The organism is Croceibacterium ferulae (assembly GCF_003660445.1).
Taxonomy (GTDB): Bacteria; Pseudomonadota; Alphaproteobacteria; order Sphingomonadales; family Sphingomonadaceae; genus Croceibacterium; species Croceibacterium ferulae.
Window position 1 is genome coordinate 99,434 of sequence record NZ_QZVQ01000002.1, and the last position, 11,705, is coordinate 111,138.

The following is an 11,705-nucleotide window of genomic DNA, read 5'->3' on the forward strand; positions in this document are numbered from 1 at the left end:
CTAGCTACGGGTAACCACCACGATCTTCCCACCGGCCCGGTTGCTTTCCATCAACCGGTGCGCATCGACGATCTCGTCCAGCGCGAACACTCGCCCAAGCCGGATCGGCAGCGTATCTGTCGCCACCTGGTCCAGCAGCGATTGCAGCGGCAGCGCCATGAAGTCCTCCACGCCACCGGTGTAGGTGGTGAGCGACACGGCCGTGGGAATCACGTCCATTGGCGCGAAATCGGCGAGGGACCAGCGATCGCTCACCATGCCCGCCATGCAGACGATGCCGCCCTCCGCTGTCGCTCCGAGCGAGTCCGCCAGCGTGGTGGTCCCGACCAGTTCCAGCACCTTGTCCGCACCGCCGGGCCAGGCCGATCGGACTGCAGGTGCGATGTGTCCCTCGTCGCGAAAGAAGCGATCCGCCCCGTTCTGCAGGATCAGCGCCTCGCTGGTTTGGTGGCGCGAAGTTGCGACGACCTGCGCCCCATGCGCTTTCGCGATCGCCGCCGCCGCCAGGCCGACAGAACTGGTCCCGCCGCGGATCAGCAGCCGCTCGCCCGGTTGCAGCCGAAGCGCGCGGAACAGCGCACCCCAGGCAGTCTGCAGCATCTCCGGCAACGCGCCGAGAATGGCCCATGGCAGGTCGCTGTGGAAGCCACGTACCTGGCTGGCTGGAACGCGGACATACTCGGCATAGCTGCCGTCGAATGCCCGGCCCATCCCGCCCATCACGGTCGCCACCTGGGTGCCCTCGGCAAACTCGCCACCGGGTGCCGCCGCCACGGTGCCGGCGGCCTCGATGCCCAGCACGCGCGGGAACCTGACGTTTGGCGAGTGCCCTTGCCGGGTGAACATCTCGGACCTGTTCAGTCCGAATGCCTCGACCCTGATCAGGACCTCGCCCGGGCTGGGCTGCGGTACTGCGCGGGTTTCAATACGCAACGCCTCGGGCGCACCCGGCCCATGAAGCACTACGGCTCGCATCGTTTCAGACATCACCACAATCCGATCAGTTCAGGTACCGGACAGCTGGGGGGTGGCCGCTGCCGGTGGCGTGGTCCACGCAGGTGAAGCTCGACCGACTGGCGACATCTCCGCCGCGATATTCGGGCAGCGCGGGATAGGCGCACAAGGGCCGCTCCTGCACGGGCTGGCTGTCGCCGGCCGGCTTGCGGGCGATCAGGCTCGCCGGGGCTTGGCCGCCCTCGGCCCAGCCGACCAGCGTCATCAGTGCATCGCTCTCCGCGGCAGGCGGCACATCGGAAGTGAATGGCTGCCCGATATCGGTGACACCGGGGCCGCCGAAGCAATGGCCCATGCCGGGCACCAGAAACAGGCGGGCAAACGCGGCAGCCTCGTCCAGACCGCCGGCGCTGGCCGCAACGCGGTCGTAGTAATCGACCACCTCACCGAACGGTACCGCCGGGTCGGCCAAGCCGGTGTAGAGGATCAGCTTGCCACCGCGGCGCGCGAATTCGGACAGATCGGTGACGTTGGCGTTGAGCGTGCCGGCGAGGCGCGCATCGACGCGGTCGAGATCGCCGTCGAAATCGAAGCCGGCGGGCGTGAAGTCCGATCCCAGCGCCCAATCGAACGGATAGAACTGCTGCGCCGGCCAGGTGGCGGGATCGCCCTGCATCGTGGGGCCGAGCGGCTGGTCCTCGCTGCCCGGCGTCAGCCCCGCATAGATGCGTTCGCCGGTGCGCGGGTTCACCGGGCCGGCATAGAGGCGGCGCAGCGTGGCCAGCTGCGGTTCGGTCAGGCAATCATCGTCGTCAGCGCCCGCTTCGCAGACCGGCAGGGTTGCGGGATCGAAGCGGCACTGGCGCGGATCGATCAGGAACCGGTCGCCCGGTGCGCCCCCGTCCTTGCCCGCGCAATCGTCCAGCACCGCCCGGCTGACCAGCGACCACTGCGCCGGCGACAGCTTGGCCGCAGGGGAAGCGTTCAGCGCCGCGTAGTTCCACAGGAAGTAGCTGGCGACATGGGTGCGGTTGTGGCCGGGATCGCCGGCGAGGATGCCGTCATAATCTGCCGGGTAGCGCTGAGCCGAGCCGAGCGCCTGCTGGCCACCCGTTGAGCAGCCTTCGAAATAGGAGCGGAAGGAGGAAACCTGGTAGAAGACGCTGACCATCTCCTTGGCCACGCGGGTCATCTCATGCGTGGCGCGGTAGCCGAAGTCGGCCCAACGTGCCGGCTGGTCTGCGATGGTGTTGATGTCGGGCGCGGTGCCGAGGTCGGTGTTGGCGACCGCAAAGCCACGCTTCAGCCCTTCCACCATGCCCATCTCGTAGGCGATGCGCCCCGCCCCGCCGCCATTGCCGGTGCCCAGCAGACGGCCATTCCACCCCTGCAGCGGCAACCAGACCTCGATGCCGATGCGGCTGTCCGGCGTCGGGGTGGCGACCGCCTCTATCCGGCAGAAGGCGGGCATGGTGGCAACGCGCGCGGCGAGGTCGGGCGCGATCGGGGATGGAGGCGCGTCGAAGCCGCCGGCGAGCACGGCGCGTGCCGACACGATCTGCGCGCCGCCCACCACATGGCGGCCGAGCGCCTGGCAAGTGGCTGCGTCCGTCCCTGGAACACCTGCCCCGGCAGGAGCCGCCCCGAGGGAGAGGAATGCCGCGCCCAGCGCGCCACCGATCACCGCAACCTTGCACATGCCCATGGTTCTGTCTTTCTTCTCTACCTCAACGGCCACGCATTGGGATGCTAGCCACAACTCGCTGCGGTGACGGGCTTGCCTTTGACGATGTCCGAATAGACGCGCGCGCTCAGCTTGGGCGTGCGCGCCTGCGTGTCGAAATCGACGTGGATCATGCCGAAGCGGCTGCCATAGCCGAACAGCCATTCCAGATTGTCGTGGCTGGACCACACATGATAGCCGCGCACGTCGGAGCCATCATCCATCGCCGCTTTCATCGCACCGATATGATCCACCAGGTAACGGCACCGTTGGGTGTCGTTCACGGCTCCGTCCACCAGTTCGTCCTCGCCGGGAAAGCCGGCGCCGTTCTCCGTGATGAAGACCGGGGGATTGCCGTAATCGACGCGGATGCGATCGAGCAGCGCCCTGAACTGGTCGGGCCGGACCGCGCCATTATAGGCGGCATAGGTCCCTTCGGGCAGGAACATCTGCGCGGCATAGCCCGGCGCGGCGCCGGCAGGCCGGCGGATGAACAGCGGCGCGTAGAAATTGATGCCGAGATAATCGAACCTGGCCGCGCCGATGGTGGCGGCGTCGTCGGGCCGGATGCCCAGATCGCTGCCCATCGCGGTTGCGGCGGCAAGCACGTCCGCCGGATAGCGGCCCTTGTACATGGCATCCAGGAACCAGCGATTCATCACGCCGTCGGCCAGCGTCGCGGCCTCCCGGTCGGCGGGCGTCGCGTCAGGGCCGGTCAGCGTGGGGAACAGCGGTACCGCCAGGCCGACCCTTCCCTTGTACCCCTTGGCGTCGAAGCTCTGCTTGGCCGCGGCGGAAGCGAGCAGCAGGTGATTGAACGTCCGCAACGAACCGGCCAGGTCACTGGCGGGCGGCACGATGGCGAACTCGCCCGGCGCGCCGGTCATCCGCTGTTCGGCCAGCTGCTTCATCGCCCGCTCCACCAGCGGCTCGTTGACCAGGACGTAGAGATCGACCTCGTCATGGAAATTGTCGAACACCACGTCGGCATAGTGACGGAACCACGCGACGGACTCGCGATTTTCCCAGCCCCCGGCCTTGGCCAGCGAAAGCGGCATGTCCCAGTGGTAAAGCGTCAGCATCGGCCGGATGCCGGCAGCCTTAAGGTCGGCGATGAACCGCCTGTAATGGGCGATCGCCGCCGGGTTGGCCGGGCCCAGTCCGTCGGGGATGATGCGCGGCCAGGAAATGGAGAAGCGGTAGCTGGTCAGCCCCATCTCCTTCATGAGCGCAATGTCCTGCAGATATTGCGCCCGATCGTAGAAGTTGATCGCGACCGCGCCCGACATGCCGGGGCCGGCAAGGCTGAGATCATCGAGATAATGATCCCAGATCGACCGGCCCTTGCCTTCGGCACTGGCGCCCCCCTCCACCTGGTAGGCAGCCGAAGCCGCACCCCAGCGGAAAGGCTCCTCCGCAGGCTCCGCGGAAGCGGTGCCGAACATTGCCGAGGCGGCACAGGCGATGGCAAGGGACCGGCAGGTCATCGGATCAGCGGGTGAAGCCGGCGAACGGCGTCAGGTACTCGGCACCGAAGCCGTCCAGCTTGGCGCGGATCTCGGGGGTGGTGTCGCCGTAGACATACAGCTTGTCGATCTTCACCAGCTCCAGGAAGCGTTCGGCGAAGGGGGTGAAGGTCTCTTCCACATGGGGCAGCACGCCGCGCGTGCGATAACGCTCGACGATGTGCACCACGGTGCGTTCGGCATTGACGACATATTCGTAAGTGGTGGTGTCGGCTTCCTTGGAGGTCGCCTCGACGATGGTTTCGACCAGCGTCTTGAAGGCGTCGAAGTTCGCCGGGTCGATCGACAGGTGATAGATGGAGTAGACTTCGTCCTTCATGGGGAACCTCGCTTGAAGTGGTGGTAGTCGCCTTGCCATTTACGGTCGCCGTGCAGGCGTTAAAGTGGGTGACAGGCACTTCTGGGTAGAGCAGAAGGATACCATGCCCGAGCAGGATCCACTCGCCGGTGTTTCGGTGTTCGTCGCCGCGGCCCATGCCGGCAGCTTCACGGTCGCGGCCGAACGGCTGGGCATCACGAAATCCGCCGTGGGCAAGGCTGTCGCGCGGCTGGAGGCGCGGCTGGGTACCAAGCTGTTCCACCGGACCACCCGCCTGACCCGGCTGACCGCGGATGGCGAAGCCTATCTCGCCGCCTGCGCCAGCGCCATAGAGGAGGTCGCCGCGGCGCAGGCAGCGCTGTCCTCTGCCGGTCGGGTGCTGCAAGGACGGCTGCGGATCGACATGCCGGTGGCATTCGGGCGGCAGGTGCTGTTGCCTATCCTGACCGATATCGTCCGGCAGCATCCCCTGCTCAGCCTGTCGCTGACATTCACCGATGCGACGAGCGACCTGCTGCAGGACGATGTCGATCTGGCGATCCGCTTCGGCGCGTTGAAGGATACCAATCACCTGATCGCGCGCCATCTGGTCGACCAGGATCGGGTAATCTGCGCATCGCCCGCCTATCTGGAGCGCCACGGACGGCCCGAGACGGTCGAGGCGCTGCGTCATCATTCCTGCGTGGTCGGCTCCCCCAAAGGGCCGCCGCTCGCCTGGTTCGTCCGTCAGCAGGGGGATGTCCGCCGTATCCTCCCGCCCACAACCCATCAGGTCAGCGATGGCGAGGCTCTGGTCGAGGCTGCCGCCGCCGGTCTCGGCCTGTGCCAGGTGCCGCTTTCCATGGTGCGCAATCACCTGGCGCAAGGCCGGCTGGTACCGGTGCTGGCCGATTGTTCAACTGTGCCGGTCGAGGTGCATGCGGTGTGGCCGACCCGCTCGCAACTGAGCCACCGCGTGCGCCATGTCGTGGACCGGCTGGTGGCAGAAGCGGCCGCCGGCACCCTCAGCTGACACCCGCCGAGTGGGCTAGCCGGTGTGCATAAACGCATAACCATCGCACGCAAATCGCATCTGGTTAGCCGATAATGGAGAGAGCATATTGCGGGCTCAAACCACGAGGTGATCATGCTTCCCGCTTTCTTCGTCTCCCACGGCGCACCCACATTCCCGCTGACCGACGCACCGGCCCGCAGCTTTCTCGAACAGCTTGCCGACCGGCTGGACCGCCCCCGCGCGATCCTGGTCGTGTCCGCCCATTGGGAAACTGCCGCGCCATCAGTCACGGTGGACACGGTCAATCCCACCATCCACGACTTCTACGGCTTCCCGGCGGAGCTCTACGCCATCCGCTATCCGGCGCCCGGTTCGACATGGCTGGCCGATGAAGTGGCCGCCCGCGTGCAGGAGGCGGGCCTCCCGGTGGAAAGGGTCGCTGATCGCGGCCTCGATCATGGCGCGTGGGTTCCGCTGCGGCTGATCTATCCGGACGCGGACATCCCCGTCATCCAGCTCTCGGTCCAGCCGGACATGGGGCCCGAGCATCACCTGCGCCTCGGCGAGGCGCTGGCTCCGCTGCGCGAACAGGGCGTCCTCATTGTAGGCTCGGGCAGCTTCACGCACGACCTCTCCAGCTTCCGTCAGTATCGTGACGCCCTGAACGCACCCGCCCCCGACTGGGTCGACGAGTTCGCCCGGTGGATGAGCGACGCGATCGAACAGGGCCGCACCGACGACCTCGTCGATTACCGCCGGCTGGCGCCGCACGCCGCGCGCAACCATCCCACGGAGGAGCATCTGCTGCCGCTGTTCGTCGCGTTGGGCGCGGGCGGAACGGGGCAGGCAAAACACCTGCACCAGAGCACCACGCACGGCGTGCTGCGGATGGATGCGTTCGCATTCGGAGCAGCGGCATGAGCCGGCCGGTGATCGTGGCGCTGCACGGCGTCGGCTCCTCCGCCGCCGACATGGCGGCGGTGCTGGCCCCGCTGGAACGGGTGGCGGACGTCATCGCGCTGGACGGGTGCGAGCCGTTCGACCGGGCAGACCGGGGCCGGCAGTGGTTCTCCATCGCCGGCGTGACCGAAGCCGACCGGCCGCGGCGTGTGGCAGAGGCGTTGCCGCGGGTCGCGGACAGGCTGCAGGGCCTGGCCGGCGAACGCGGGCTGGCGCTGGACGAACTGGTACTGCTCGGCTTCAGCCAGGGCGCCATCATGACGCTGGCGATGGTCGCACAAGGCCTGCACCGCGGCCGCGCCATCGCCGTGGCAGGCCGGCTGGCCTCCCCCGTCCTTCCGCCTCGAGGCCCCGCGGCCCCCGTTCTCCTCGTGCACGACAGCACCGACCGGGTGATGCCGCCGATCCTGTCGGACGACGCCGCCGCGCAGCTTGGTGCGGCCGGGCACATCGTCACCGCGAAGAGCACAACGGGCGTCGGCCATACGATCGGCCGGCCCACTCTCTCCGCCATCACCGACTGGCTGGCCACCTCCGCCCAGTCGCCCCTCACACCCGCATCAATCGAAGGATAATTCCATGGCTAGCATCCCCGCTCCCTCTTCCGTACCTGCCTCCGCCGCCGCCTGGGCACCGCGCCTGCTGTCAGTCCTGCGCATCGTCGTCGCCGTGCTGTTCCTCGCCCACGGGCTGGTCAAGCTGTTCGGCTTCCCCGCTGGCGCGGAACCTGGCGTCGTGCCGTTGATGAGCCTGTTCGGCCTTGCAGCCGTGCTCGAACTCGTCGGTGGACTTGCCCTGCTGGTGGGCCTGTTCACCCGCCCGGTCGCCTTTGTGCTGTCGGGGCAGATGGCCGTCGCCTATTTCATGGTGCACGCACCGCAGGGTTTCTTCCCGGTGCTGAACGGGGGCGAGCTGGCGATCATCTACTGCTTCACCTTCCTGTACCTCGCGGCCGCCGGCGCCGGCCCGTGGAGCCTGGACGCGCAGCGCAGCGCCTGATGCTCGACTGGGACGACCTCAAGACCTTTCTCGCCATCGCGCGGCACCGCACACTGTCGGCTGCCGCGCGATCGCTGAAGGTCAGCCAGACCACGATGGGGCGCCGGCTCGGTCATCTTCAGGACCGGGCTGGCGCGACCTTGCTGGAACGCACGCCCATCGGTTTTCGCCTGACGCCGACCGGCGCCGCGATCCTGGCCGATGTGGAGCGGATGGAGGAGTCCGCGCTCGCACTCGAACGCACGATCGCGGGCGACGATTGCCGGCTGGAAGGGCTGGTGCGGGTGACATCGGTGGAGGCGCTGGCGGGGCATGTGCTGACACCCGCATTCGCCGCGCTGCAGGCCGACCATCCCGGCATCGTGATCGAACTGATCACCGACAACCGATCGCTCAGCCTGGCCCGGCGGGAGGCTGACATCGCCGTGCGGCTTGGCCGGTTCGAAGCGCACGAGACGGTGGTCCGCAAGGTCGGCGAGATGGCCTTCGCTCCCTACGCCTCTGCCGGATACCTCGCCCGGCACGGCCCGCCGGACTGGGCGGCAGGCGCGCCCGGGCAACGGGTGGTGCGCGTGCAGGACGATCTGCTGGCCACGCCGGACGGACAATGGCTGGCCGAACGCACGCGCCAGGCCGATCCGGCGCTGCTCGCCAACAGCCGGGAGGTGCAGCTGCGCGGCGTGATGGCCGGTCTCGGTCTCGGGCACCTGCCATGTTATCTGGCGGAAGGGCAGTCGGGCCTTGTCCGGCTGAATGCCGAACCATCAATCGTGCGGGAAATCTGGATGGGCGTGCACCGCGACACGCGCAGCGCACCGCGCATCGTCGCCGTGCAGCAAGCACTGATTGCCGGGCTGGAGCACAGCCGCGCGCTGCTGCGCGGCGCCGCCGCGCCCGCATGAGGGCTGCACCGGCGGTCGGCGAACCGCGCTTGCGCTATCGCGCACAGCCAGTCGCCGCTCGCCTCTGCGTTCCGGTGGAACGAATGGCGGCGGCGCCGGGAGTGGACGTGGTCAGCCCTGCGCGGGTGCGATGCGCAGGATCGGCTTGATCGTCACGCCGCGCTCACTGTCCTCCACCGCCTGGTTGATGTCGGCGAAGTCGTAGAAGCGGACCAGCTTGTCGAAGGGGAAGCGGCCCTGCTTGTACAGGTCGACCAGCACCGGGATGAAGGTCTTGGCGACCACGTCACCCTGCACGATGCCCATGATGCGGCGCCCGGGGATCATCACGTCGTTCACGTTGAACGCGGCTTCCGTGCCTTCCTTGGTCGCGCCCACGATGCCGCAGGTGCCGAAGATGCCGAGGCAATCGATCGCCTGGCGCAGCACCTCTGCCCGGCCGCTGCACTCCAGCGAAAAGTCGGCACCCTTGCCGGTGATCCGGCGTACCTCCGCCACGGGATCGCTCTCGCGGCTGTTCACGACATGCGTCGCACCCAGCGTCCGTGCCAGTTCCAGCCGCGCAGGGTTGACGTCCGCCGCGATGATCGTGGTCGCGCCGGCGACCTTCGCCGCCATGATCGCGCTCAATCCGACAGCACCGGCACCGAAGGCGGCGAAGCTGGACCCGGCACGCACCTTCAGCGCGTTGAGGACCGATCCGGCGCCGGTCTGGATACCGCAGCCCAGCGGACCCATCAGCTCCAGCGGCACGTCCTTGGGCAGGCGAACCACGTTGCGTTCACTGGCCAGCGCATATTCGGCAAAGGACGACTGGCCGAAGAAGTGGTCGTGCACGGTTGCGCCCTGCGCATCGGTCGTGGCCGCGGATCCGTCCAGCCGCCCGCCGCCGAAGTTAAGCGGTCCCATGTTTTCGCAATGGGCCGGATGGCCGTCCTCGCAAGTGTCGCACAGTCCGCAGGACATGTAGGTCATGACGACATGATCGCCCGGTGCCACTGTGGTGACGTCCGTGCCGATTGCCTCGACGACGCCCGATCCTTCATGCCCCAGGACCATCGGCAGGGGTGCCGAATAGTCCTGGTCCCTCACGACCATGTCGGTGTGGCACACATCGTGGTCGAGCAACTCACGCGCAACTCCCCCTGCGGCTCGCCCTGTTCCGCCACGAGGGCAATCGCCTCATCGCGCTCAAGCGCGATACGCTGGCAATGTTCGAAGAAGACGCGCCCTGCATCGGTAAGGCTGACCCGTCGGGTAGTGCGATGGAACAGCAGGACCTGGAGCCGCTGTTCGAGCTGGCTTATCGCCCGGCTGACATGGGTCGGTGACATGCCGATTGCCTTGGCCGCCTTGCTGAAGGAACTGGCCGCAGCCACCGCAATGAACTCGTCAATGCCATCCCAACTCGACATGATTATCCCGCATATGGCGAAGTGTTTTGAGAAATGGGCAGATTATCACCTCTGAGTCACAATGGTAGCAAACATTTCGAACAAGGAGTGTCGACATGAAGACCCGCGCAGCAGTGGCGTTCGAAGCCAGGAAGCCTTTGGAAATCGTCGAACTGGATCTGGAAGGGCCGCGCGCTGGCGAGGTTCTGGTGGAGATCATGGCAACCGGACTTTGCCATACCGACGCCTACACCCTCGATGGCCTGGACAGCGAGGGCATCTTCCCCGTGGTGCTCGGCCATGAGGGCGCTGGCATCGTGCGCGAAGTGGGACCCGGCGTCATCTCGGTGAAGCCCGGTGACCACGTGATCCCGCTTTATACCCCCGAATGCCGCCAGTGCAAAAGCTGCCTTTCGGGCAAGACCAACCTGTGCACCGCGATCCGCGCCACGCAAGGTCAGGGCCTGATGCCGGACGGCACCACGCGCTTCAGCTACAAGGGGCAACCGATCTTCCACTACATGGGCTGCTCCACCTTCTCGAACTTCACCGTCCTTCCCGAAATTGCGGTGGCCAAGATCCGCCAGGACGCGCCGTTCCAGACGAGCTGCTATATCGGCTGCGGTGTCACGACCGGCGTGGGCGCGGTGATCAATACGGCCAAGGTGCAGGTGGGCGACGCGGTCATCGTGTTCGGGCTGGGCGGGATCGGCCTCAACGTGCTGCAAGGCGCGCGCATGGCGGGTGCGAACATGATCGTCGGCGTCGACCTGAACGATTCCAAGGAGGAGTGGGGTCGCCGCTTCGGCATGACCCATTTCGTCAATCCGTCGAAGATCGCGGGCGACATCGTGGCGCATCTGGTTGCGCTGACCGATGGCGGCGCCGATCACACCTTTGACTGCACGGGTAACACCACGGTGATGCGCCAGGCGCTGGAGGCATGTCACCGCGGCTGGGGCGTTTCCACGGTCATTGGCGTGGCCGAGGCAGGAAAGGAAATCTCCACCCGCCCGTTCCAGCTCGTCACGGGTCGGGTGTGGCAGGGCAGCGCCTTCGGCGGCGCCAAGGGCCGCACCGATGTGCCCAAGATCGTCGACTGGTACATGAACGGCAAGATCGAGATCGACCCCATGATCACCCACGTGCTGTCTCTGGAGGAGATCAACAAGGGATTCGACCTGATGCACGCCGGCGAGAGCATCCGATCGGTTGTGGTGTTCTGATGTCGAACTTATAGAACGATACTCAAGTCACTTACTGCAGGTGAAGAGGTCGCGGCAAGCGCGCCCTCATCCTCGCCTGGATGGTGGCGAAGGCCGTGGCAGTAGCGGCATGACCGTCGGCTTCGCTGCAACGACGACGAAAGGTCGGGCGCCTTTCACACAGCAGGCCTTTCCACCGGAGAACGGATGAGGGCGCGCCCGATCTGCGTGGTTGCCTTGCAGGCACCCACGAAGCCTATATGCGCTACCCTGCCGCCAACGAGCACGCTGAACGTCTTGGAGCTCTTGCCCAGCCATAGGAACAAAGGTCCCCTTAGCGCCGGGCACCGCTCGAGAGCGGCCGTTCCGCTTTCCACCGCGTCGCTTCGAAGCCTCCGCCGTGCCGGCTGAACGAAAGTCCGCTTCCGCCGGCCAAGCGCCCGAAAGCGGACTGGCTGCCGCCTTCCTGCGGTTTAGACCGCCGCCAAAGCGTGACACGTGAGACCCAACGAACGACGCATCTGTGTACGTGCTGATGTAGGGGCAATCTTTTACTTAAACCCGCAATGCTGCGAATGATGCTATGGGCCGGTTCAGTAAGTGACACGTATCGACGTAGGGCCGGCACGGAAGGAAGGAGAGCATCAAATAAAGCCCCGGTCGACTGACTTGGGGGTATGGCTGGTGGTACTCCGATGAATTGAGACATCCAATTCGGCGTGGTTGAGC

12 protein-coding genes are annotated in these 11,705 nt (G+C 66.6%); 6 read left to right on the plus strand and 6 right to left on the minus strand.

Annotation, left to right across the window (positions count from 1 at the left end):
* Genes D5S08_RS01180 through D5S08_RS01195 form a run of 4 tightly spaced genes read right to left on the minus strand, consistent with a single transcriptional unit; the run spans position 1 to position 4,522 of the window.
* Positions 1–987: a zinc-binding alcohol dehydrogenase family protein gene (locus tag D5S08_RS01180; protein ID WP_338322927.1), complete on the minus strand. Its 987-nt coding sequence runs from the start codon at positions 985–987 to the stop codon at positions 1–3.
* A gap of 13 nt (positions 988–1,000) precedes the next feature.
* Positions 1,001–2,653 carry a tannase/feruloyl esterase family alpha/beta hydrolase gene (locus D5S08_RS01185; RefSeq protein WP_206610266.1) on the minus strand — a complete coding sequence of 551 codons (1,653 nt, stop codon included), beginning with the start codon at positions 2,651–2,653 and terminating at the stop codon, positions 1,001–1,003.
* Between the two features lie 50 nt (positions 2,654–2,703).
* Entirely contained in the window at positions 2,704–4,122 is a 1,419-nt protein-coding gene (locus tag D5S08_RS01190; protein ID WP_121114713.1) for a glycoside hydrolase family 1 protein, read from the minus strand.
* Between the two features lie 46 nt (positions 4,123–4,168).
* Positions 4,169–4,522: a putative quinol monooxygenase gene (locus D5S08_RS01195; protein WP_121114714.1), complete on the minus strand. Its 354-nt coding sequence runs from the start codon at positions 4,520–4,522 to the stop codon at positions 4,169–4,171.
* Between the two features lie 64 nt (positions 4,523–4,586).
* On the opposite strand from D5S08_RS01195, the gene D5S08_RS01200 reads away from it, so the two are divergent.
* From D5S08_RS01200 to D5S08_RS01220, 5 genes are all read left to right on the plus strand, one after another.
* A complete protein-coding gene (locus tag D5S08_RS01200; protein ID WP_206610267.1) occupies positions 4,587–5,534 on the plus strand; it encodes a LysR family transcriptional regulator in 948 nt (315 codons plus the stop codon).
* Between the two features lie 114 nt (positions 5,535–5,648).
* On the plus strand, positions 5,649–6,437 hold the full coding sequence (locus D5S08_RS01205; protein WP_175578853.1) for a DODA-type extradiol aromatic ring-opening family dioxygenase: 789 nt from the start codon (positions 5,649–5,651) through the stop codon (positions 6,435–6,437).
* Entirely contained in the window at positions 6,434–7,051 is a 618-nt protein-coding gene (locus D5S08_RS01210; RefSeq protein ID WP_121114718.1) for an alpha/beta hydrolase, read from the plus strand. Before D5S08_RS01205 ends, D5S08_RS01210 begins: the two co-directional genes overlap by 4 nt.
* A 4-nt stretch (positions 7,052–7,055) precedes the next feature.
* The gene (locus tag D5S08_RS01215) at positions 7,056–7,475 is read left to right on the plus strand and encodes a DoxX family protein (protein WP_121114720.1); all 420 of its coding nucleotides are present in this window, start codon (positions 7,056–7,058) and stop codon (positions 7,473–7,475) included.
* The gene (locus tag D5S08_RS01220; RefSeq protein WP_121114722.1) at positions 7,445–8,377 is read left to right on the plus strand and encodes a LysR family transcriptional regulator; all 933 of its coding nucleotides are present in this window, start codon (positions 7,445–7,447) and stop codon (positions 8,375–8,377) included. Before D5S08_RS01215 ends, D5S08_RS01220 begins: the two co-directional genes overlap by 31 nt.
* A 111-nt stretch (positions 8,378–8,488) precedes the next feature.
* Here D5S08_RS01220 and D5S08_RS01225 read toward each other — a convergent pair whose 3' ends face one another.
* Positions 8,489–9,469, minus strand: a complete 981-nt coding sequence (locus D5S08_RS01225) for an NAD(P)-dependent alcohol dehydrogenase (protein ID WP_241557154.1) — start codon at positions 9,467–9,469, stop codon at positions 8,489–8,491.
* A complete protein-coding gene (locus tag D5S08_RS01230) occupies positions 9,466–9,792 on the minus strand; it encodes a LysR family transcriptional regulator (protein WP_121114726.1) in 327 nt (108 codons plus the stop codon). The genes D5S08_RS01225 and D5S08_RS01230 overlap by 4 nt, the downstream gene beginning before the upstream one ends.
* Before the next feature lie 95 nt (positions 9,793–9,887).
* Here D5S08_RS01230 and D5S08_RS01235 point away from each other — a divergent pair, with 95 nt between their 5' ends.
* A complete protein-coding gene (locus tag D5S08_RS01235) occupies positions 9,888–10,997 on the plus strand; it encodes an S-(hydroxymethyl)glutathione dehydrogenase/class III alcohol dehydrogenase (RefSeq protein WP_121114728.1) in 1,110 nt (369 codons plus the stop codon).
* Positions 10,998–11,705: the final 708 nt, after the last annotated feature.